The organism is Sphingopyxis sp. YR583, assembly GCF_900108295.1.
GTDB lineage: Bacteria > Pseudomonadota > Alphaproteobacteria > Sphingomonadales > Sphingomonadaceae > Sphingopyxis.
Genome location: NZ_FNWK01000002.1, coordinates 465949 through 487038 on the forward strand (window position 1 = coordinate 465949; position 21090 = coordinate 487038).

The following is a 21090-nucleotide window of genomic DNA, read 5'->3' on the forward strand; positions in this document are numbered from 1 at the left end:
CGCGACAGGGAGGATTTTGTCATCACCCTTCGCCCAGGATCCAGTCGACCCCTGCGGCGACATGGATGCGCGTCGTGTCGTAAATCGGCAGGACGTTGGCGTCGGTATCGACCAGCATCACCAATTCGGTGCAGGCCAGCACGATGGCTTGCACATCCTGCTTCGCGATATCGGTGATGAAGGTCTTCATCGTGCGGCGCGAACTCTCGTTCACCTTGCCGAGCATCAGCTCTTCGTAAATGATCCGGTCGATTTCGTCGGCGCGGCTTGTGTCATAAGGGGCGAGCGTCAGCCCGTGGCGGACGAGGCGCTGACGGAACCATGCCTCGGTCATCACGTTGCGCGTGCCGATCACCGCCGCCGCTTTTACGCCATCGGCCTTCATCTTTTCGCCGGTCTCGTCGACGATGTGCAGGATCGGGATCGAGATCGCCGCGGCGACATCCTCGGCGACCTTGTGCATCGAATTGGCGGCGATCATCAGCGCGGTCGCGCCCGCCGCCTCGAGCCGCTGCGCCGAAGCGATCAGCACCTCTTTCGCGTGCGCCCATTGCTCGGGGGTCGTGATCCGCGACAGCTCGCAATAGTTGAGGCTCTCCATCACGATCGGCGCCGAACAGGCGGTGCCGAGGCGCTTTTGCACGCCCTTGTTGAGATGGCGGTAATAAAGCTCGGTCGATGCCCAGCTCATTCCCCCGATCAGGCCGATTTTGCGCAAGATGGTCCTCCAGAATACAACAGGACCGGGTCGTTGCCGGCCCGGTCCCGTCTATCGCTAGTTAAAGTGACGCCCCCGGGCAAGGCCGGGGGCAAAACTTTGCGGCAAAGCGTCGATGCCTGAAGCCTTAGTGCCCGCTACCGCTGAGCGCCTTGACGATGTCGTCGGCCATCTTCTTGGCATCGCCGAGCAGCATCATCGTCTGATCCATATAGAAAACGTCGTTGTCGACACCGGCATAGCCGACCCCGCCCATCGAACGCTTCACGAACAGCACGGTCTTCGCCTTTTCGACGTCGAGCACGGGCATGCCGTAGATCGGCGACGATTTGTCGGTCTTCGCCGCCGGGTTGGTCACGTCGTTGGCGCCGATAACGAAGGCGACGTCGCACTGCGCGAACTCGCCGTTGATGTCCTCCAGCTCGAAGACCTCGTCATAAGGCACATTCGCCTCGGCCAGCAGCACGTTCATATGGCCCGGCATACGGCCCGCGACCGGGTGGATCGCATATTTGACGTTCACGCCTTCCTTTTTCAGCTGGTCGGCCATTTCGCGCAGCGCATGCTGCGCCTGTGCGACCGCCATGCCGTATCCGGGGACGATGATGACATTTTCTGCCTGGCTCATCAGGAAGGCTGCGTCTTCGGCGCTGCCCGGTTTCCACGGACGCTGTTCCTTGGAACCACCGCCCGCGCCAGCGTCGGCATCGGCGCCGAACCCACCCGCGATCACGCTGATGAAACTGCGGTTCATCGCGCGGCACATGATGTACGACAGGATCGCACCCGACGAGCCGACGAGCGCGCCGGTGATGATCATCGCGGTGTTGCCGAGCGTGAAGCCCATCGCCGCCGCGGCCCAGCCCGAATAGCTGTTGAGCATCGACACGACGACCGGCATGTCGGCGCCGCCGATCGGGATGATCAGCAGGAAGCCGATGACGAAGCTGAGCCCCGTGATCGTCCAGAACACCCACGGCGACTGGTCCTGCGTGAAATAGGCGGTCAACGCGACGATCGCGGCGAGCGTGCCAAGGTTGATGATGTGGCGCCCCGGCAGCATGATCGGCGAACCCGACATATTGCCGTTGAGCTTGAGGAAGGCGATGACCGATCCCGAGAAGGTGATCGCACCGATCGCAATGCCGAGGCCCATTTCGACGCGGCTCACGACGTGGATCTGACCCGCCGCATCGGCGATGCCGAAGGCAACGGGGTTGAGATAAGCGGCAGCGGCGACCGCAACCGCGGCAAGGCCGACGAGGCTGTGGAACGCCGCAACGAGCTGCGGCATCGCGGTCATCGCGATCCGCCGCGCCATTACGATACCGATCACCGCACCGATACCGATCGCGACAAGGATCTCGCCGAGACCGATTGTATCGAGCGCGCCGTCAACGCTGACCGGCACATGCGTCAGCAGCGTGGTGACGACCGCGATGGTCATACCGATCATGCCGAAGCGGTTGCCGCTCTGCGCGGTTGCCGGGCTCGACAGGCCGCGCAGCGCGAGGATGAAGAGGACGCCCGACACCAGGTAGGCGACGGCGGCGTAGGGATTTACGGCGCCGTGGCCGCCGGTCGCGGCCGAGAGAATGGCCTGTACGTCCATCTCAGCGCTCCTTCTTCTTGTACATCGCGAGCATGCGCGACGTCACGGCAAAGCCGCCAAAGATGTTGATGCTGGCCATCACGACTGCAGCAAGGCCCAGCCATTTCGACGTGGCCGAACCCGCGGCGGCGCTGGCGATCAGCGCACCGACGATGATCACCGACGAAATGGCATTGGTGACGCTCATCAGCGGCGTGTGCAGCGCCGGCGTCACCGACCAGACAACAAAATAGCCGACAAAGCAGGCCAGGACGAAAATCGAAAAAATCGCGATAAAATCCACGGGCTCGCTCCCCTGCTGATTCCGTTTCGCGCACCTCTTGCCGCGCCCCGCGATGTGTGTCGACTCCAAAGCATCCAAAAAGACGCGCCCGCATCTCCCTGCGCAGGAAATGCGGGCGCTTTACGACATAAAATATCGTCTTGCCGGACCATCCGGCGATGTTTTTTACATTTTCGGGAGGAGCACCGCGTCGATGACGTGGATAACGCCGTTCGACTGGCCGACGTCGGCCTGCGTCACCGCCGCCTTGTTGCCGCTCGCGCTGGTCAACAGGATCGCATCACCGCTCTTCGTCGCGGTCAAATCCTGCCCGTCGACGGTCTTGAGCACGGCTTTTCCGCCGCCTTCGGTGATCTTCGCGGCGAGGTCGGCGGCGGTCAGCTTGCCCGGAACGACATGATATTTGAGCACGCCCGCCAGGACATCCTTTTGTGCAGGCCGCATCCAGCCGTCGCGAGTCACCGGCGGAACCTGAGCGAAACCGGCATCATTGGGTGCAAACAGCGTAAACGGCCCTGCGCCCGAAAGCGTCTGGGTCAGGCCGGCCTGCGTTACCGCCGCCGCCAGCGATTTATAATCGGGCGACGCCGCGATGTTTGCAGCGATCGTGTTGCTCCCGAGCATGGCCGACGGCGCGGCAGCGGCGGCAGGTGCCACCGTTTCACTGCTCGCGACTGTTGTCGGTTCATCGGGTGCATCGGTTTTACCGCCGCAGCCCGACAGCGCGAGAGCGGCCGCCGCGATCGTCAGGATCAAAGGGGTTTTCATATGCTTATCCTTCATAATGACGACCGCAGCGGCGCGAATCGTCAGCCGAGCGTCGGCATCAACACGCCGTTGATGACGTGAATGTTACCGTTCGACTGCTCGACGTCGGCCTGCGTGATGAAGCCGCTGCTGCCCTGCGTGCCGTCAACCTTGATGTTGCCCTCCACCTCGGTGAAGGTCAGCGTCTCGCCCTCGACGGTCGCGAGCGTCGCCTTGCCGCCGCCGGCCTTGATCTTCGCGAACAGATCTTCGGCGGTCACACGGCCCGGAACGACATGATAGGTCAGCACCTTGGCGAGCGATTCGGTGTTGCCCGGATTCATCAGCCAGTCGGTCATCGGCTGCGGAACCGCGGCAAAAGCCTGATCGGTCGGCGCGAACAGCGTGAAGGGCTGGCCGGCAAGCTTGTCCGATACACCAGCGGCGGTCAGCGCGGTTGCCAGCGTCTTGTGGTCGGGCTTGGCGGCGATTTCGAGTGCGATACCCGTCGGCTCTGCGGGGGCAGCGGGCGCGGCGGCTTCAACGGGCGCGGCAGCATCGGCGGCGACTTCGGTCGCTTCGGCCGGAGCGGCGGTTTCCTGCGCATAAACGGGCGACAGGGTGGCAAGCACAAGGAGGGGGGTGGCGAAAAGCTTCGCAGACGACATCAATCATTCTCCACTTGGTTGAAAGTCAGGGTTAGAAAACCCTGAACGCATAGTAACCAAAGGAAGTTTCATGAAAAGGCCGAAAACGGCCATTTTGTGATTGGCGGCCGAAAGTGCAGCGGCCAACCGCCCGTCATCCAGGCGCCCTGCGATCGCTAATAGAAACCATAGGAGGTGGTCTTCACCACGGCGAAAGGCTGCATCGGCATGTCCCGTTGAACGGTCACCACCATCTTGCCGTCGCGCTCGGCAACGGCGGTAAAAACAGCACCAAGAATTGTCAGTTGCTTTGGCATTTCGGCCGATTTGAAAGAAACTGGCGCGGTCAGGCGATCGGTCGTTCCTTCACGCCCGAACACGATCATGAAGCTCTCGCGACTGTAGATATTGAAATAGTTCCGCCGTTCGATCGCGACAAAATATTCGTCGGTCATGCTCGTCACCGGAACCTGCCGATAGGCCGCTCCGGATACCGGCTTTCGCTTCTTGGTATATTTCTGCGCAACCGACGGCAGCCCTTTGGTCTGGCTTACGACGTCGAACCATTCGTCGAAATCGCCATCGGAATCGCTGTCGAGCAAGCACCCGACCAGAACCTTGTCCGGAACATAAGGCCTGCAATAGATGGAAGCGCCGTCCGACTTCGCCTTGAAGAATTGCGTACCGGCCTCGAACCGGTTCGAACCCATCGTTACCGGCCCGGCGAGTTCGGCGAGACCCATCGGCAGCAGCCGCTGTTTGAGGACGAAATCGCCTCCGGCAAGCGCCCGCTCTCCGGGCAGCGCGCCGCTGGGTGCAATAATCCAGGGCGTACTGATGTGACGCGACGGCTCCTCAGCGCCCGACGCGGGGCCCGCGAGTGCGGCACAGGTCAGAGCGGCGCCAACAAAGGCGATCCGCGCCATGCCGTCCATCAACCCAGCAGTCGCTCGTTCACGACCTTGCCGCCCTGCGTCAATCGCACGGCATTGCCGATTTCCTCGTCGAGCACGGGCTTGCCCGCTTCCTTGTCCCAGAAGGCCGAGAGGAAGTTGAACAGGTTGCGGCTGAACAGCGCGCTGGTGTCGGCGGGCATCAGCGCCGCGATATTCTGCGCGCCGATGACGGTGACACCATGGATCTTCTTCGCTTCGCCCGACGCCGATCCTTCGACATTGCCGCCGCTTTCGGCCGCCATGTCGACGATCACGCTGCCGGCGCGCATCGTTGCGAGCTGCGCGTCCGAGATCAGCCGCGGCGCGGGGCGCCCCGGGATCAGCGCGGTGGTGATGACGATGTCCTGCTTGGCGATGTGCGACGACACGAGTTCGGCCTGCGCCGCCTTATATTCGTCCGACATTTCGGTAGCATAGCCACCCGCGCCTTCGCCTTCGATCCCCGCGACCGTCTCGACGAAGATCGGCTTGGCGCCGAGGCTGAGGATTTGTTCCTTGGTCGCGGCGCGCACGTCGGTCGCGCTGACCTGTGCGCCGAGGCGACGCGCGGTCGCGATCGCCTGAAGACCCGCAACGCCGACACCCATGACGAACGCCTTGGCGGCGCTGACCGTGCCGGCGGCGGTCATCATCATCGGAAAGGCGCGGCCATAGGCGTTGGCAGCAATCAGCACCGCCTTGTAACCCGCGAGGTTCGCCTGGCTCGACAGGATATCCATCGACTGCGCGCGCGTGATGCGCGGCATGAATTCCATCGCGAGCGCTTCGAGTCCCAGCTTTGCATAGTCATCGACGCGCGCGCGCTCGCCGAACGGGTTGAGCCCCGCCGCCAGCCAGGCGCCATCGGCAAAGCCAGACAGGCTCTTGGGATCGGGGCCCTGAATGCCAAGAATGATGTTCGCGCCCTTCAGCGTATCGGCGCGGCTGCCGACGCTCGCGCCCGCGGCGCTATAATCGGCGTCGGCGATCGAGGCATTTTCGCCCGCCCCCGATTCGACGGCAACTTCAGCACCCAGCCCAATGAATTTCTTCACGGTTTCGGGGGTCGCGGCGACGCGGGTCTCGCCGGCGGCGAGTTCCTTCAGGACGGCGATGCGCATGCCGGTCGGGTCAGGACGCGATGAGCAGGACGACACCGACGGTGACCACCGCGGTGATGATCGAGCCGATCTTGAACAGGCTGATGAAACCCGCGTAGGTTTCTTCGGCTGCCTTCATTTCCTGCTGTGCCATCGTCATTCCCCTGTTGCTGCCGTTTCCTGTGCGCGAACGCACAGCGTCGGCCCCAGAATCGGTTATCGCGCCGGTCTTAGCCATGCACTCCCCGATGCTCAAGTGCGGGTTTGGCCCCTAGACTTCGATGTGGGAAAAGACGAATGCCCTTAATCGCCCTTTTACCCCTATTGGATACACATGCCGCCCTCAGCAGAACAAACCCGTAGCAATGCCGGTTCAGGGGGCAGTTTCGATACGATGACGAACACGCGCGACACGCGAACGGTGATGATCGTCGACAGCGAGCCTGCCCAGCAGCGCTTCCTCGCCGCGCTTGTGTCGCGTGGCGGCTGGCGCAGCGTCATCGCGCCCGACACCGATACCGCACTTGCCAAGCTCGGCACCCAGGAAGGCATGGCGCTCGACGCCGTGCTCGTCGATCAGGGCGCGCCGGGGATGGAGATCGCCGAATTTGTCGCCGAACTCCGCCGCTGGCGCCCCGCGCTGCCGCTCGTCGTCATCACGATGCGCAACGGCGTCGAGGTCGCGGTCAGCGCGATGCGCGCCGGCGCAAGCGATTTTGTCCAGAAACCCATCGCCCCCGACCGCCTGCTCGAAGCACTCGACCGCGTCGTGTCGACCAGCGGCCCGCAGGGCGAACTTCGCCCGCTTACCGAAAAGCTTCGTGCCCCATTGGCATTCGAAGAAATCATCGGGTCCAGCCCCAATTTCCGCAGCGCGCTCGCGATCGCCGCGAAGGCCGCCCGCGCACGCGTTCCGGTGATGATCAACGGCAAGCCCGGCACCGGCAAGGAAGTCTTTGCCCGCGCGATCCACAGCGCGAGCCCGCGCGCGCGCGGCCAGCTCGTCATGGTCGATTGCTCGGCGGTGTCGCCTGGGCTGATCGGTTCGGGCCTCTTCGGGCATGAGCGCGGCGCCTTTGCGGGTGCCTTCGACCGGCAGGTCGGCCGACTGGTGCAGGCCGACGGCGGCAGCATCATCATCGACCATGTCGAATGCATCCCGCTCGAAACGCAGGCCAAGCTCGTCGAATTCCTCAACAGCGGCGAGGTCCAGATGATCGGCGGCTCGATCCGCCAGAGCGTCGACGTTCGCATCATCGCGACGAGCACGAGCCCGCTCGACAAGCTGATCGAGGCCGGCCACTTCCGCGAGGATCTGTTCTACGCCCTGTCGAGCGCGCAATTCACCCTGCCCTCGCTTTCCGAACGTCGCGGCGACGTCGGCCCGCTCGCGCGCCATCTGCTCGCGCGGATCAGCGGGCTGCCGGGCATGGGAACGATCGGCGTCACCGACGACGCACTCCGGCTGCTTGCAGCCTATGCCTGGCCGGGCAATGTCCGCCAGCTTCAGGATGTGCTGTTCCGCGCTGCGGTCGAGAGCAAGACCGATGTCCTGACCAGCGCCGACTTCCGCGCGATCGAAGCCGCGCTCGGCGGCGGTGCAAGCAACGATGCCGACGTCGCGATCAACGGCGAAGCGATCGGCGTCACGCTATACCTTCCCGACGGCAATCTGCGCCCGCTCGAGGAAATCGAGGCCGATGTCATCCGCCTCGCGATCGGCCACTACCGCGGCCGGATGAGCGAAGTCGCCCGCCGCCTCGGCATCGGGCGCTCGACGCTTTATCGCAAGCTCAGCGATCTCGGGATCGATACCGCGGCCTGATCAGCCGGTCAGCGCCGCGTCGCGCAGTCCGCGCCAGACGCGGATCGCCTGCCGGTTCTCGGCAATATCGTGGACGCGGAGCAATTGTGCGCCCTGCGTCGCCGCCTGATAATGCAGCGCGACCGTGCCGCCGAGCCGCTGATCGGCGGGCGCCTCATTATCGAGCGCACCGATCATCCGCTTGCGGCTGGCGCCGAACAGGATCGGACAACCGAGCGTGTGGAACAGCGCAAGGCCATTGATCAGCGCCAGATTGTCACCGACCCCTTTGCCGAACCCCAGCCCGGGATCGACGATAATCCTCGACCGGTCGACCCCGGCGGCGACGCATGCGGCGACCCGTTCGGCGAGCATGTCGTAAACATCGAACAGGACATGCCGATAATCGCCGCCCTCATGCGGATCGCTCTTTGCCGAGGGCGCGTGCATCAGCACGACCGGGCAGCCCGCATGCACGACCACTTCCATCGCGCGGTCATCGTAGCGCAATGCCGAGATATCGTTGACGATCCGCGCACCGGCGGCGAGCGCCGCTTCCATCACCGCGGCCTTGCGCGTGTCGATCGACACCGCCACGCCGCCCCGCGCGAGCGCCGACACCACACCCTCGATGCGTTTGATTTCGTCGCCTTCCCACACCAGCGGTGCGCCGGGCCGTGACGATTCACCCCCGACGTCGAGGATCGCGGCGCCTGCTGCGCCCATCGCAAAACCCGCCTCTACCGCGGCGGCGACATCGACATGCTTGCCGCCGTCCGAGAAACTGTCGGGCGTGACGTTCAATATGCCCATGAGCTGGGGTTCGCCCAGCCGGATCGTCCGCTCGCCAAGCTGCAGATTTCCGCGCGGCCGCAGGACACCGTCGCGCTGCGCCAGCGCCGACTGCGCCAGCCGGTCGGGCATCGCCGCGATCCAGCCGGCCCATTCCGAAACCGGAACGATCGTCGATTCGACCGTCGGACCGTCGCGCAGGCTGATATGCCAGGCGGCGAACCAGACCATCGTGTCTGCGATGCGCAGACAATCATCGTCCAGCTCGTGCGGCCGGTCGACGAAACAGGTCGGGCGGCAATAGATTTGCGCGTCCGCTGACGCGGCGCCGAGGTCGGGCTTGGTCAGCGGCTGAAACATCAGGCTTCGTTCGCCAGCAACCAATCCTGTCGCACCGCGTCGATCACCCGCAATTCCTTGCCCGTGTCGACATGCCAGAAAGTCCAGCCGTTGCAGCTCGGCGCGCCTTGCAGGCCCGCACCAACCTTGTGGATCGACCCGGCGGGCTGGCCTTCGCATTCGAGGCTGCCATCGACGCGCACCTTCGCCTTCCAGCGGCGCTTGGTGTCGGTCAGCACCGTGCCCGGCGCGATCATCCCGCATTCGACGAGCGTACCAAAGGCGACGCGCGTTGCGGCCTTCGGCGCCATCATCGTCTTCACCGCGCTTTCGTCAAGCGGCAGCGCCAGTTCGATCCGCTCCAGCGCGGCCTCGATATAATCATCCTCGCGCTCGATGCCGATGAAATGGCGACCGAGACGCTTCGCGACCGCGCCCGTCGTACCGGTGCCGAAGAAGGGATCGAGGATCACATCGCCGGGGTTCGAACAGGCAAGCAATATGCGATAGAGCAAGGCTTCCGGCTTCTGCGTCGGATGCACCTTGGTGCCGCCCTTCTTGAGCCGCTCCTGACCGCCGCAGATCGGGATCAGCCAGTCGCTGCGCATCTGAAGCTCGTCGTTCAGCGTCTTCATCGCGCGATAATTGAAGGTGTAACGGGATTTTTCGCCCATCGACGCCCAGATCAGCGTCTCATGCGCATTGGTGAAGCGCGTGCCCTTGAAATTGGGCATCGGGTTCGCCTTGCGCCACACGATGTCGTTCAGGATCCAGTATCCATTGTCCTGCAGCGCGGTGCCGACGCGGAAAATATTGTGATAGCTGCCGATCACCCAGATGCTGCCGTTCGGCTTCAGGATGCGCTTCGCTTCCTTGAGCCAGGCCTGGGTAAAACGATCATAGGTCGCAAGGCTGTCGAACTTGTCCCAATCATCGTCGACCGCATCGACCTGGCTACCGTCGGGACGCAGCAAGTCGCCGCCGAGCTGCAGGTTATACGGCGGATCGGCGAAGATCATGTCGACCGACGCGGCGGGCAGGCTGCGCATCATTTCGACGCAATCGCCCTGCAAAATGCTGTCGAGCGGCAGGTCGGCGGGGGCGACTTTCGGCGTCCGCTTCTTCGTCGCCGGTGCCTTGACCCGTTCCATAACACCCATGCTTCACCCCGTTCCTTGCTCGTAAGAAGGCCCTGATGAGTCAGGCGGAGTCCGCCGTCAAGCGCAGGAGTCTAGGGATTCCGCCTCTCTAACTGGTTAACGCGAGGAGAACGAAACGAGTCTGCCACACCATATGGAGTCATCGGCGAATCGCAGACTCAACCACTGGTGGTGTGGCGATGAGGACTCACCTGCGAAAAAAATTTTGGTTTCGGGGTCACAGGCCCGGATCGACCCCGGTCAATTCGATCGAACGCATCCAAAGTTCGCGTCCCAACTTCGGATCGCGTGCCATGCGTGTCGCGCGCGCCGGTCCCGATCGGCCCGATATCTCGCCCAGCCCCTGCGGCCCCAGATAGTCGCCGCCCTGCACGCGCGCACCGGTCGCCGCCTGCAGCGTCGGCCAGGCGCCTTGTGCCGCGCTGTTGAAGAAGGGGCCGGCAAGCGGCGTCATCGTGCGCAGCGGCAGTGGCAGGTGGCGCGTGAGCTCGGTGAGCGCGACCCCCGGATGACATCCGATCGCCTGCGTCGCGCGGCCCGCCGCGCTCAGTCGCCGGTCGAGTTCGAACATATGGAGCAGGTTCGCGAGCTTGCTCATCTGGTAGCGCGCCCAATTATGATAGCTGCGCGATGCCGACAGGTCGCTGTAGTCCATCGCGCCGTTCCGGTGCGCGATGCTGCCGGTGATGACGATACGGTCGTCGACATGCGGGTGGATGAGGCCGGTGAGCGCGAACGTGCCGAGGTGATTGACCCCGAATTGCAGTTCATAGCCTTGCTTCGTCAGCGTTTTGGGCGGGATCATCACCCCTGCGTTGTTGATGAGCACATCGATCCGCGGCCCCGACAGCACCGCCTTTGCCGCATCGCGGACCTGATCGAGATCGGCGAGATCGAGCGGCTGGAACGACAGCTCGGCCTTGGGCACGTCGACCCGGATGCTATTCATCGCCACCTCGGCCTTGTCCGCATCGCGACAGGCGAGGATCACATGCGCGCCGCGCGCGGCCAGAGTTTTGGAGACTTCGAAACCGATCCCGGCATTGGCACCGGTGACAAGGAAGGTGCGGCCGGTCTGGACCGACACATCGTCGGCCGTAAATCCCCTGCTCATCGGCTCTCCCCTTTGCTTGGGTTTCAGACCAGCTGCATTTGTGCGACCGGGGCAAAACTGGTCCGATGGTGCGGCGTGGGGCCATGTTGCCGCAGCGCCGCGAGATGCTGTGCCGTACCATAGCCCATATTGGTTTCCCAGCCAAAGCCGGGGAAGTCGCGCGCCGCGGCAACCATGAAGCGGTCGCGATGCTCCTTCGCGATGATGCTTGCCGCCGAAATGCAGGGGTGGAGGGCATCGCCGCCGATGATCGCACGCGCGCTGTAACGCCATTTCGGCAGACGGTTGCCATCGACCAGCACCTCATGCGGATCGAAGCCCAAGGCCTCGACCGCGCGCGTCATCGCGAGGAAAGTCGCCTGCAAGATGTTGATGCGATCGATTTCGGCGACACTCGCCTCGCCAACGCCCCAGCGGCACCGCGTCTTGATTTCGATCTCGAGTTCGCCGCGGCGTTTGGCGGTCAACTTTTTGGAATCGTCGAGACCAGCGATACCGCCTTCGCAAAGCAGCACCGCCGCCGCGACCACCGGGCCGGCGAGCGGCCCGCGACCGGCCTCATCGACGCCGACGATCGTCAGATGCGCCACGGCGGATATCTCCGATATTCCGCCGCCTGATACAGGCAGAGCCGGTTGCCCGCGGGATCGGCCAGCCGCGCCTCGCGCCAGCCCCATTCCTCGTCCTTCGGCATTTGATCGAACCGCACCCCGCGCCGCGCGAGGTAAGCGACCCACGCGTCGAGCGCGCCGCTTTCCATATAGGTCGTAGCCCCGCCCGCCGCGCCATCGTCGACGTGGATCGATAGCGTGACGCCATTGGCGGCCTCGAACCGGGCATATCCATTGTCGGGACTATCGACGATCTGCTTCAGTCCCATCTGTTTATAGAAGGCGACCGACACCGCATAATCGGTCGCGGGCAGCGTGATCTGGTTAAGCGCCGGGCCGGTGAACAGCCCGTCATTGCGTACATATTGCTGCCCCATCGGGCCGTGCCCCTGTCCCAGCCCCGGCGCATCGTGCAGCGACAGGCGCACGAAATCGCGCGCGCGCGCAATCGCGGGTTCGAGCGGCATGCCCTGCGCAAGGCCGGTCGCGATCGCGCTCGCAAGCGTACAGCCGGTGCCATGGCTGTGCTGTGTGTCGATCCGCGGCGCTTCCCAGCGCGCGACCTCGCCCTCGCCGGTTTCGAGCAGGCGGTCGATCACCGTCTCGCCCTCGGCATGGCCGCCCTTCACGAGCAGTGAACAGCCATGCGCGAGCACCGCTTCCTCGCCGCCGAGCGCGTCGAGTTCGGGCAGATTCGGCGTCGCGACCATCGCGCGGTCGAGAAGCGCCTTGAACGCCGCGATCGTCGCGTCATCGGCCAGTACCGATCCGCTGGTGGCGATCATCACCGGGTCGAAGACCAGCGCAGCCTGCGCGAGATCGGGCCCTGACAAGCGCTCGGCGACCGCCGCAGCGGTTTCGGCGCTGCCGATCATCCCGATCTTGACAGCGTCGACACCGATATCGGACGCCACGCTGTCGATCTGCGCTAGCACCATCGCGGTCGGGACCGGATGGACGCCCTGCACACCCAGCGTATTCTGCGCGGTGATCGCCGTAATCGCGGTCATCGCGTGACCGCCGAGCATCGTGACCGCCTTGATGTCGGCCTGGATGCCCGCGCCGCCGCCGCTATCCGATCCGGCAACAATCAGGACGCGTGCGGTCACCCCTTATGCTTTCGCTCCGTCGAAGCAGGGTATTTCGCCAGTATCGCTCCTTCGCGGAGCGGCCGGTCAAGCAGGTCGCCGCCGCAATTGGGGCAGAGTTCGTCGAGCTTGTCGGCACAATTCGCGCAGAAGGTGCACTCCATCGAACAGATGAAGGCGCCGTGAAGATCGGCGGGCAGGTTGCGTCCGCATTTTTCGCAATCGGGTCGCATTTCAAGCATGGTAAGTCTCTTTCGGTTCTAAAAAAATCGGATGGTTATGCTGCGGCGGCGCGCACCGCGTCGCAGATCATGTCGACGACCCGCTCGACCTGTCCGGCATCGTCGCCCTCGGCCATCACACGGATCAGCGGCTCCGTGCCCGACGGACGGATGACGAGGCGCCCGCGCCCGTTGAGCACGGCTTCGCCTTCGGCGATCGCGGCGATGACCTGCTTGTCCTCGAGCGGTTTTCCGGCGGCGAAACGGACATTCTTCAAAAGCTGCGGCACCGGGTCGAACTGGTGCAGCAATTCGCTCGCCGGCTTGCCCGAAGCGACCAGCTCGGCGAGGAGTTGCAGCGCCGCGAGCGTCCCGTCGCCGGTGGTCGCATGGTCCGACAGGATCATATGACCCGACTGCTCGCCACCGACGTTGAAACCGCCCTCTTTCATGCGCTCGAGGACATAGCGGTCGCCGACCTTGGTGCGTTCGAGCCGTAGCCCTTCGCCTTCGAGGAAGCGCTCGAGGCCGAGGTTCGACATCACCGTCGCGACGACGCCGCCGCCCTTCAGCCGGCCTTGCCGTGCCCAGCTCGCGCCGATCAGCCCCATGATCTGGTCGCCGTCGACGATCGTGCCCTTTTCATCGACGACGATCAGCCGGTCGGCATCGCCGTCAAGTGCGATGCCGATGTCGGCGCCACTCGCGACCACCGTTTCCTGCAGCAGCGCGGGCGCCGTCGATCCGCATTTGTCGTTGATATTGGTGCCGTTGGGTTCGACGCCGATCGCGACGACGTCGGCGCCGAGTTCCCAGAATACCGTGGGCGCGCTGTTATACGCCGCGCCATTCGCGCAATCGAGCACGATGCGCAGCCCGTCGAGACGAACCGATTCGGGCAGGCTCTGCTTGACCGCATGGATGTAACGACCGCGCGCGTCGTCGATGCGCTTGGCGCGTCCGATATGCGCCGCGTCGGCGAGCTTCGGTTCGACGGTCAGCAGATGTTCGATCTGCGCCTCGTCCTCGTCGGACAGCTTGTATCCGTCGGGGCCGAACAGCTTGATCCCGTTGTCCTGATAGGGATTATGGCTCGCCGAGATCATCACGCCGAGGTCGGCGCGCATCGAGCGCGTCAGCATCGCGATGGCCGGGGTCGGCATCGGCCCGACCTGCACCACGTCCATACCGACGCTGGTGAAGCCCGCGACGAGCGCATTTTCGAGCATATAGCCCGACAATCGCGTGTCCTTGCCGATCACGACGCGATGCTTGTGGTCGCCGCGCAGGAAGTGCGCACCCGCCGCCATGCCGACGCGCATCGCGACCTCCGCGGTCATCGGCGCCCGGTTGGTCAGGCCGCGAATCCCGTCGGTTCCGAAAAACTTGCGCATGATACCTCTGCTACTTAAGCCGATTACAGACAATGCCTGCCCCGGCGTCCACGGGATGGCCCCTACGGAGCATTTCCCGGCCCAAAAACCGGTTCCCGTTTGTTACGGGAGGTGCTCTAAGTCACCCTCATTTGCTTGGCAAGCAGGCCAGAAAAAACGCCGGGAGAATCTGCTTTGAAATCCGCTTGGTTCATTCTCTCGGCGCTCGTCGCCGGCATGCTTTTGGGGATCGCGGTCGAACTCGTATCGCCCGCCGCGGGCACGGCGTCGCTTCCCTATATCGAACCGATCGGGCTGCTCTGGCTCAATGCGCTCAAGATGACGATCGTCCCGCTCGTCGTCGCGCTGCTCGTCACCGGGATCACCGCGACCGCCGATGCCGCGCGCGCGGGCAAGCTCGCCTTTCGCGCCGTGATGACCTTTCTCGGTGCGATCTTCCTGTCGGGGTTGATGACCTTGCTCCTCGCCCCGCTGCTGCTTCGGCTCTTTCCGCTGTCGCCCGGCGCCGCCGAAGCGCTCCGCCACGGCCTTGGCGGCACGGCCGAGGCAGGCCCGTCGCCGACCTTCGGCGATTTCCTGCTTTCGTTGATTCCCACGAACCCGATCGCGGCGGCGGCCGACACGGCGATCCTGCCGTTGATCGTTTTCACCACCATCTTCGCCTTTGCGATCACCAAGCTCGAACCGCCGCAGCGCGCGACCTTGTCGGGACTGTTCAAGGCATTGGGCGATGCGATGCTGATCGTCATCGGCTGGATCCTCGCGCTGGCGCCGATCGGCGTTTTCGCTCTCGGCTATGCGCTCGCGGTCAAGGCCGGAGTCGCCGCGTTCGGCGGGCTCGTCCATTATGTGCTGATCCTGTCGGCGATCGGCACGAGCTGCATCCTGCTCGGCCTCCTCCTCGCGTGGCTCGTCGTCGGCATTTCGCTGCCGCGTTTCGTCCGCGCGATGGTCCCGACGCTCGCGGTCGCGATCAGCACACAAAGCTCGCTCGCCAGCCTGCCCGCGATGCTCAAATCGTCCGAAGAACTCGGCGTCGATCCGAAGAAGGCCGACGTCGTGCTGCCGCTCGCCGTCGCCCTGTTCCGCTTCACCAGCCCGGCGATGAACCTCGCCGTCGTCGTTTATGTCGCCTGGCTGTTCGGCGTCGAGCTGACGCCTTGGGAGATGGCGGTCGGCCTGCTCGTCGCGATGGCAGCAGCGCTGTCGTCGGTCAGCCTGCCCGGATCGATCAGCTTCGTCACTTCGATCGCGCCGATCGCGGTGTCGATGGGCGTCCCCGTCGCACCGCTCGGCCTGCTCGTCGCGGTCGAGACATTCCCTGACATTTTCCGGACACTCGGCAATGTTATCGGCGACGTTGCCGCGACCAAATATGCCGCCGATGGTGTAGAAGACGACGGTCCCCCAGCAGGAGTCGCATCGTGAAGTATCGCAAGCTCGGCCATGGCCTCACCGTCTCCGCGATCGGGATTGGCTGCATGCCGATGATCAAGGGCGGCAACATCCTCTATGGCGAAGCCGCCGACCTCGATGAATCGACGCGCACGCTCCACCGCGCGATCGACCTTGGCGTGACCTTCTTCGACACCGCGCAAATCTATGGCCCGTTCAGCAACGAGGAATTGCTCGGCGAGGCGATCAAGGGCAAGCGCGACGGGCTCGTCATCGCGACCAAATTCGGTTTCAGGTTCGACGGCAACCAGATCGTCGGCGTCGACGGCTCGCCCGCCAACGCCCGCGCCGCATGCGAAGGCTCGCTCCAGCGGCTCGGTGTCGACACGATCGACCTCTTCTATCAGCACCGCGTCGACCCGTCGGTGCCGATCGAGGAAACCGTCGGGGGGATGATGGAGCTCGTGAAGGAGGGCAAGGTCCGCCACATCGCGCTGTCCGAAGCCGGCGCAGACACGATCCGCCGCGCCGCCAAGGCTGCGCCGATCACCGCGCTTCAGAGCGAATATTCGATCTGGGAACGCGATGTCGAGGACGATATCCTCGGCGCCTGTCGCCACAATGGCATCGGCTTCGTCCCCTATTCGCCGCTCGGCCGCGGCTTCCTCGCCGGCGCGGTGCGCAGCCGCGACGAACTTCCCGAGAACGACTGGCGCCGCAACGATCCGCGCTATTCGGAAGAGAATTTCCCCGCCAACCTCGCGATCGTCGATGCGATCGGTGCGGTCGCCGAACGGCATGGCGTGTCGAAAGCGCAGGTTGCGCTCGGCTGGCTGCTCGCACAGGGCGACGACATCGTCCCGATCCCCGGCACCAAGCGCCGCGCGACGATGGAGGACAGCGTCGCTGCGGCGGACGTCATACTGACCGCCGACGACCTCGCCGCAATCGACGCGGCGGCGCCGAAGGGTGGAACGAGCGGCCCGCGCTATGGCGAGATGGGTATGCGGATGGTGCGGCTTTAACGGTGGCTGGCGACTGATTGCTGCCATTCTTCTCCCCTCCCTGAAAGGGAGGGGAATGTCTCAAATCCACCCCAAAACCGACATCAACCTCCGCCCTCTCCGCTAACCCTTCACCTCCATCCGCTCGCACAGCGCGTCGACCTTCCCGGCCAGTTCGTGGATCCGCATCTGGTCGAGCTTCTCATGCAACCGCATAATCTCCAGCTCGGCGCGCAAGTTAATCTCATAATCGAGCCCTGCCGCAATGCGGTCCTTCGCCGATGCGCGGTTCTGGCTCATCATGATGATCGGCGCCTGGATTGCCGCGAGCGTCGACAGCATCAGGTTAAGGAAAATGAACGGATAGGGGTCGAACGCCATCCCCCAGCGCGCCAGCACGTCCGAATTGAGCAGCATCCACCCGAGCAGCACCGCAGTGAACGCGATGATGAAGCCCCATGAGCCGCCCACCGCGGCAACGCGATCGGACAGGCGCGCGCCGAAACTCGCCTCGGCATCGTCGAGGTCGGCGGCATCACGGCTGATCAGCCGGCGCTCGGCAATCGCATCGAGCACGCGCAGCTCGTCGGCATCGAGCTCGTCGAGCGGGCGCCCGAGCAGCCGCAGCGAAAGGTCTGCAGTCGTCGTCTTGTCGTGCATGATATCAACCCATCCAGCGCCAAATTCCGGCGACCATATAACCGAGCGCCCCATGCGCCCAAGTCGCTACAAGCCAAAGCAATATTCCGCCGAATAAGGCATGTGGCCGCGGGATGGTCTCACCCCATGGTGCCGCGCCGCCGATCTGCCGGACATAGGGCAGAAAGCTCGTCCGCGCCGCCCAGCCCTGCCATGCGGCCCCCATCAGCCGCGCCTTCTTCGCATCCTGCCCCGCCGAACCCACGAGCGCGAGAAAGGCGACGATACCAGACAGCACGATCTGGCCCGGTGTCGGCATCACCAGCGCATGGGCAAGCGCCCACAGCGTAAAACCCCACATCATCGGGTGCCGCGTGATCGCGAACACCCCGCGCGGGGCGGCCTGCGCGGCCTTGGCGGCGCCCGGCGCCGGCATCGCCGGATTGCCGATCAGCGACCCCATGAACAATATGCTCGCGAACAGCACGATCAGCGACGCGAGGATCCACAAAGGGTCGTCGACCGCCCACAACGGCGGCTCGGGCGGCATCCCGCGCCATGCCTGCACAATCAGGACGAAGGTCGCGATCGCGACGATCGAATAGACGATCTGGAACCCGCGTTCGCCCAGCCGCCCCGCGAGCCCGTCGCGGAGCGGATGCGACAGCATGAGGTGCGAGCCCACGAACAGGACGCCGGTGACGATCAAAAGCGACATGGGTTGCATGGAGCTTCTCCCTCTCCCCCTTCGCCGCTTTTGATCAGGTGCGGCGCCTACCTGTCGTAAGCCTTGGGCAATGCCCCTTCCTGCGGCGCCCGATAGCGATCGCGCAGGCGGTCCTGCCGCGTCGTCAGCGATTGTGCCTTGCCGTCGATCCAGACCGCCGTCGGACGGCTGCCGAGTTCGAGCGGGTCATTGTCCCAGATCACGACGTCGCCGACGCGGCCCGGACGCAGCGAACCGATGCTGCCTTCCATGCCGACCGCGCGCGCCGGAACGCTGCTGATCGAAGCGAACGCCTGATCCCAGGTCATGCCGCTGGCGCCCGGCACCCGCGCGAGGCCGACGAGATTGCCCGCATATTGCGTCGCATAGCCCATCTTGTGCGCGTCATCGTCGTCGAACACCCCGACCGACACGTCGACGCCCGCCGCCTTGAGGCGGCCTGCGTTCGACTGCGTCGCGCCAAGCTGCTCGAACGTGCCCGGCAAATCGGTGAGCGGCGAGACGAGCACCGGCACCTTGGCCGCCGCAATCTCGCGCGCGACGAGCCAGCCTTCGGTCACGCCGACGAGCACCAGCTTCAGCGCCGGAAATTCCTGCCGCAGCTTCAGCACATTGACGATATCGGCGGCACGATCGACGCGCACGAACAGCGGCGTCGTGCCGTCGATGACGCGCACCAGCGCATCGGCGTCCGCGCGCTGGATCATCGCGTCATTGCCCCATTCGGCGAGTGAAGCGGGATTGCGGGCGTAGCTCCGTGCCGCCAGCAATTGCTCGCGGAAAAGCAGGAAGGTCGCGGCGCGGCTGCCGCCGGCCTTCGCCGAGCCATCCTCGCCGAACGCGACATATTGCAGCGCGCGCGGCTTGGTCACCATGTCCATATCGTCGGCAAGGTCGACCACCGCGCCCTGTCCGGCGAACAAATTGCTGCTGCCACCCGGCGCGACGATCGCGCGGGTCACGCCCGACGCGCGGTTCACCGCGACGGGCGATCCCATCGGATTGAGCGCCGGCGCGATATCGAGCCCCGCCGAAAAGCGCGTGCGCGGCGCCGAGCGATCGTTGGTGCCGGTGACGGCATCGACTTCGGTCAGGCCGACACGGCTGAATGCCGCGACGATTCCGGGCGTGACATAACGCCCCCCGGCATCGACACGTTCGACACCCGCGGGCACGGCAACGCCCGCGCCCGCCGCGACGACCTTGCCGCCGAGAACGACGACGGTGCCGCCGTCGATCGGCGCGCTACCGTCGCCGATGACAAGCTTCGCGTTGACGATCGCGACATCCTGCGCCGCGGCCGGAACCGCGATCAACGCTGCGGCGGAAAGAAGAAGCGCGCGCATCATTTCACGTCTCCTTCACCCGGCTGGCCCAGTTCGAAATCGCTCACCGGACGCCGCTTCGGATCGTTCGCATCGAACATCAGGGCGCCATCGATCCAGACCTTTTCGGGCCGCGTGTACGCGCTGAACGGGTTGCCGTTCCATAGCACGACGTCGGCCATCTTGCCGGGCTTCAGGCTGCCCGTCCGGTCCGCGATCCCCAGCGCCTTCGCCGGATTATACGACAGCCAGGTCCATGCCATCTCGTCGCTCACGTCGATCCCGATGCGGCGTCCGGCAGCACGCGCCTTTGCCGCTTCCTGATTGAGCCGCTGGATCTGGTTCGCATCGTCCGAATGGACGATCGTGCATGCGCCCGCCTTGTAGACGAGCGGGATATTCTCGTTGACGCTGTCATAGGCTTCCATCTTGAAGCCCCACCAGTCGGCCCACATCGCCGAACAAATGCCTTCCTTGGCCAAAATATCAGCGATCTTGTAGCTTTCGACCGCGTGGTGGAAGGTCGACACCTTGTAGCCGAATTCCTTCGACATATCGATCACGAGCGCCATTTCGTCGGCGCGGTAGCAATGATTGTGGACGAGGATTTCGCCCGACAGCACGCCCGCGAGCGTTTCCATCGCAAGGTCGCGGTCGACCGCTTTCCCCTCATCCATCTTTTTCTTGTACGCGGCCGCCTTCTGCCAGGTCGCGCGGTTCACCGCGAAATTGCCCATGCGGGTCGAGGGCATCCGCCCCTTGCCGCCATAGACGCGCTTCGGATTTTCGCCGCACGCCATTTTCAGGCCATAGGGCGCGCCGGGGAATTTCATGCCCTGCACCGTGCGCGACGGCACATTCTTGAGCGTGATCGAGCGTCCACCCATCAGGTTCGCGCTGCCCGGCAGAATCTGCAGCGCGGTGACGCCGCCATTGGCGAGCGCGCGGCTGAACCCCGGATCCTGCGGCCAGACGCTATGTTCGGACCAGACTTCGGGGGTCGTCGGCGACGTCGCCTCATTGCCGTCCGAATGCGCGTCGACACCGGGCGAAGGATAATCGCCAAGGTGGCTGTGAATGTCGATCACGCCGGGGGTGAGGAACTTGCCCGTGCCGTCGATGACGTCGGCGTCGGTCGGCAAGTCCATGTCGGGCCCGCCGACGCGGTCGACCTTCCCGCTCGTCATCACGATCGAACCATTGTCGATCCGACCACCCTCGCCGTCGAAGATGGTGACACCCTTCACCACCGTCAGGCGGGTCGGATATCCCTTGTAAGTCGACGGATAGGGATCCTTGTTGAACTTGGCCGGCTTGGCGGCCGGAGCGGCGGGCTCATCGCCCGCCGACTTCGCCTCGGTCCCCGACGCCGCGCAACCCGCGAACGCCAGCGACACCGCAGCCAGCAGGCTGCCCTTCACACCCCGGATCATCG

The 21090-nt window shown here is 64.6% G+C and carries 22 protein-coding genes; 3 read left to right on the forward strand and 19 right to left on the reverse strand.

The genetic code is table 11. The features are described from left to right. Positions 1 to 22: 22 nt before the first annotated feature. From BLW56_RS14285 to BLW56_RS20430, 8 genes are all read right to left on the reverse strand, one after another. On the reverse strand, positions 23 to 718 hold the full coding sequence (locus BLW56_RS14285; RefSeq protein ID WP_093511337.1) for an aspartate/glutamate racemase family protein: 696 nt from the start codon (positions 716 to 718) through the stop codon (positions 23 to 25). 127 nt (positions 719 to 845) lie between these two features. Continuing rightward, positions 846 to 2330 carry an NAD(P)(+) transhydrogenase (Re/Si-specific) subunit beta gene (locus BLW56_RS14290; protein WP_093511338.1) on the reverse strand — a complete coding sequence of 495 codons (1485 nt, stop codon included), beginning with the start codon at positions 2328 to 2330 and terminating at the stop codon, positions 846 to 848. Position 2331: 1 nt separating this feature from the next. After that, positions 2332 to 2613 (reverse strand): proton-translocating transhydrogenase family protein, encoded by a 282-nt coding sequence (locus BLW56_RS14295; RefSeq protein ID WP_058803547.1) that lies wholly within the window; start codon positions 2611 to 2613, stop codon positions 2332 to 2334. A gap of 165 nt (positions 2614 to 2778) precedes the next feature. Further along, positions 2779 to 3381, reverse strand: a complete 603-nt coding sequence (locus BLW56_RS14300) for a fasciclin domain-containing protein (RefSeq protein ID WP_093511619.1) — start codon at positions 3379 to 3381, stop codon at positions 2779 to 2781. A 41-nt stretch (positions 3382 to 3422) separates the two neighbouring features. After that, positions 3423 to 4028 carry a fasciclin domain-containing protein gene (locus BLW56_RS14305; protein WP_093511339.1) on the reverse strand — a complete coding sequence of 202 codons (606 nt, stop codon included), beginning with the start codon at positions 4026 to 4028 and terminating at the stop codon, positions 3423 to 3425. A gap of 155 nt (positions 4029 to 4183) precedes the next feature. Then, the gene (locus tag BLW56_RS14310) at positions 4184 to 4933 is read right to left on the reverse strand and encodes a hypothetical protein (protein ID WP_143043470.1); all 750 of its coding nucleotides are present in this window, start codon (positions 4931 to 4933) and stop codon (positions 4184 to 4186) included. A gap of 8 nt (positions 4934 to 4941) precedes the next feature. Next, positions 4942 to 6063 (reverse strand): NAD(P) transhydrogenase subunit alpha, encoded by a 1122-nt coding sequence (locus BLW56_RS14315; RefSeq protein ID WP_093511341.1) that lies wholly within the window; start codon positions 6061 to 6063, stop codon positions 4942 to 4944. A gap of 10 nt (positions 6064 to 6073) precedes the next feature. Further along, complete coding sequence (locus tag BLW56_RS20430; RefSeq protein WP_037510616.1) at positions 6074 to 6196, reverse strand: aa3-type cytochrome c oxidase subunit IV; 123 nt, start codon at positions 6194 to 6196, stop codon at positions 6074 to 6076. A gap of 240 nt (positions 6197 to 6436) precedes the next feature. Between BLW56_RS20430 and BLW56_RS14325 the strand changes: the two genes are divergently transcribed. Further along, positions 6437 to 7867 (forward strand): sigma-54-dependent transcriptional regulator, encoded by a 1431-nt coding sequence (locus BLW56_RS14325; protein WP_093511343.1) that lies wholly within the window; start codon positions 6437 to 6439, stop codon positions 7865 to 7867. On the opposite strand, the gene folP is transcribed toward BLW56_RS14325, so the two are convergent. The 7 genes from folP to glmM form a co-directional block, all read right to left on the reverse strand. Further along, positions 7868 to 8998 (reverse strand): dihydropteroate synthase, encoded by a 1131-nt coding sequence (gene folP, locus BLW56_RS14330; protein ID WP_093511344.1) that lies wholly within the window; start codon positions 8996 to 8998, stop codon positions 7868 to 7870. Then, complete coding sequence (locus BLW56_RS14335; protein ID WP_093511345.1) at positions 8998 to 10137, reverse strand: site-specific DNA-methyltransferase; 1140 nt, start codon at positions 10135 to 10137, stop codon at positions 8998 to 9000. The genes folP and BLW56_RS14335 overlap by 1 nt, the downstream gene beginning before the upstream one ends. Before the next feature lie 217 nt (positions 10138 to 10354). Next, positions 10355 to 11251 carry an oxidoreductase gene (locus BLW56_RS14340; RefSeq protein WP_093511346.1) on the reverse strand — a complete coding sequence of 299 codons (897 nt, stop codon included), beginning with the start codon at positions 11249 to 11251 and terminating at the stop codon, positions 10355 to 10357. 23 nt (positions 11252 to 11274) lie between these two features. Continuing rightward, a complete protein-coding gene (locus BLW56_RS14345) occupies positions 11275 to 11832 on the reverse strand; it encodes a ribonuclease HII (RefSeq protein ID WP_256203501.1) in 558 nt (185 codons plus the stop codon). Then, a complete protein-coding gene (gene thiD / locus BLW56_RS14350) occupies positions 11829 to 12971 on the reverse strand; it encodes a bifunctional hydroxymethylpyrimidine kinase/phosphomethylpyrimidine kinase (protein ID WP_093511348.1) in 1143 nt (380 codons plus the stop codon). Before thiD ends, BLW56_RS14345 begins: the two co-directional genes overlap by 4 nt. Beyond that, positions 12968 to 13192, reverse strand: a complete 225-nt coding sequence (locus tag BLW56_RS14355) for a DUF1272 domain-containing protein (protein ID WP_093511349.1) — start codon at positions 13190 to 13192, stop codon at positions 12968 to 12970. The genes thiD and BLW56_RS14355 overlap by 4 nt, the downstream gene beginning before the upstream one ends. A gap of 35 nt (positions 13193 to 13227) precedes the next feature. After that, entirely contained in the window at positions 13228 to 14568 is a 1341-nt protein-coding gene (glmM, locus tag BLW56_RS14360) for a phosphoglucosamine mutase (protein WP_093511620.1), read from the reverse strand. Positions 14569 to 14739: 171 nt separating this feature from the next. On the opposite strand from glmM, the gene BLW56_RS14365 reads away from it, so the two are divergent. After that, positions 14740 to 15993 carry a dicarboxylate/amino acid:cation symporter gene (locus BLW56_RS14365; RefSeq protein ID WP_093511350.1) on the forward strand — a complete coding sequence of 418 codons (1254 nt, stop codon included), beginning with the start codon at positions 14740 to 14742 and terminating at the stop codon, positions 15991 to 15993. Then, positions 15990 to 16985, forward strand: a complete 996-nt coding sequence (locus BLW56_RS14370; protein WP_093511351.1) for an aldo/keto reductase — start codon at positions 15990 to 15992, stop codon at positions 16983 to 16985. The genes BLW56_RS14365 and BLW56_RS14370 overlap by 4 nt, the downstream gene beginning before the upstream one ends. A 102-nt stretch (positions 16986 to 17087) precedes the next feature. Here the strand turns inward: BLW56_RS14370 and BLW56_RS14375 are convergent, their stop codons facing one another. From BLW56_RS14375 to BLW56_RS14390, 4 genes are read right to left on the reverse strand one after another with little or no spacing between them, the layout of a single operon-like run. Beyond that, the gene (locus BLW56_RS14375) at positions 17088 to 17624 is read right to left on the reverse strand and encodes a DUF1003 domain-containing protein (protein WP_062179950.1); all 537 of its coding nucleotides are present in this window, start codon (positions 17622 to 17624) and stop codon (positions 17088 to 17090) included. Between the two features lie 4 nt (positions 17625 to 17628). Further along, complete coding sequence (locus tag BLW56_RS14380) at positions 17629 to 18330, reverse strand: NnrU family protein (RefSeq protein ID WP_093511352.1); 702 nt, start codon at positions 18328 to 18330, stop codon at positions 17629 to 17631. A gap of 47 nt (positions 18331 to 18377) precedes the next feature. After that, complete coding sequence (locus tag BLW56_RS14385) at positions 18378 to 19679, reverse strand: amidohydrolase family protein (protein WP_177175974.1); 1302 nt, start codon at positions 19677 to 19679, stop codon at positions 18378 to 18380. Next, positions 19676 to 21088: an amidohydrolase gene (locus BLW56_RS14390; protein WP_093511353.1), complete on the reverse strand. Its 1413-nt coding sequence runs from the start codon at positions 21086 to 21088 to the stop codon at positions 19676 to 19678. Before BLW56_RS14390 ends, BLW56_RS14385 begins: the two co-directional genes overlap by 4 nt. Positions 21089 to 21090 lie beyond the last annotated feature (2 nt).